Here is an 880-nt window from a genome sequence, read left to right as displayed (position 1 = left end):
TCACCTTCAGGCGGCTCGACTTTCCTGTTTACCTTGCTGACACCTGAGTAAACCCGTTTGGTTGACGATGCCTATTCGTCGTGCCATTCGTTATAGCCATGCTTTTTGTAGGGGGGAGCACATCAACAAGTCCGAATTGATCAATACCGTCGCCGATGGTGCCAACATGACCAAGGCCGACGCGGCAAGTGCCATCGACGCCGTATTCGAAGCCATCACCGCCGCCATGAAGGCCGGTGATGATGTGCGTCTGGTCGGCTTTGGAACTTTCTCAATTGGCCAGGAATGTCAATGCGTCCTGCTCTCGCTGATTGCGCTCCTTAATTGACTTCGGTGGCTGGGCTAGGTGTGGAGTCGCAAGACGTTGTCTCCGGTCAGACCGAGTCGGCTGATGGGTGTCATCGCCTTCAGGCTACCATGGGGCCGATGCCAGTTGTAGCGGTGTAGCCAATGCGGCAATTCCTCGGCACGGCGGGCTGAGTTTTCGTAAGCCTGGGCATATGCCCATTCGCGGAGCGCCGTCTGGATGAAGCGCTCGGCCTTACCATTGGTCTTGGGCGTGTAGGGCCTGGTTCGGACATGCTTCAGCCCGTGGTCGGCGCAAGCTTTGCGGAATGCCTTGGATCTGTAGCATGAGCCATTGTCGGTCATGACCCGCTGGACGGTAATGCCGAGACTGGCGTAGTAGGCCAGCGCCGCCCCCAGGAAGGTGACGGCACTTTCCTTCTTCTCATCGGGCATGATCTTGGAGAAGGCCACGCGGGAGGCATCGTCGATGCAGACATGGACGAACTCCCAGCCGATGTCACTGCCGCCTGAATACTCCCCAGAAGGGGCGACTGAAAATTCCCCACCTTGACGCACTCGCCCGGCCCTGGGG

The 880-nt window shown here is 58.4% G+C and carries 1 protein-coding gene and 1 pseudogene; one reads left to right on the top strand and one right to left on the bottom strand.

What is annotated here, in order from left to right; translation table 11 throughout:
* Positions 1–67: 67 nt before the first annotated feature.
* Positions 68–277: pseudogene (locus A6A04_RS00735) on the top strand (HU family DNA-binding protein); the annotation flags it as partial.
* 65 nt (positions 278–342) lie between these two features.
* Here A6A04_RS00735 and A6A04_RS00730 read toward each other — a convergent pair.
* Positions 343–880 (bottom strand): integrase core domain-containing protein (locus A6A04_RS00730; RefSeq protein ID WP_245651039.1); only part of this gene is annotated, 538 nt, incomplete at its 5' end.

It is taken from the genome of Paramagnetospirillum marisnigri, from assembly GCF_001650715.1.
Classification (GTDB): Bacteria; Pseudomonadota; Alphaproteobacteria; order Rhodospirillales; family Magnetospirillaceae; genus Phaeospirillum; species Phaeospirillum marisnigri.
Note: the sequence above shows the minus strand (reverse complement) of the source record. Positions and strands in the feature narration are given on the sequence as shown.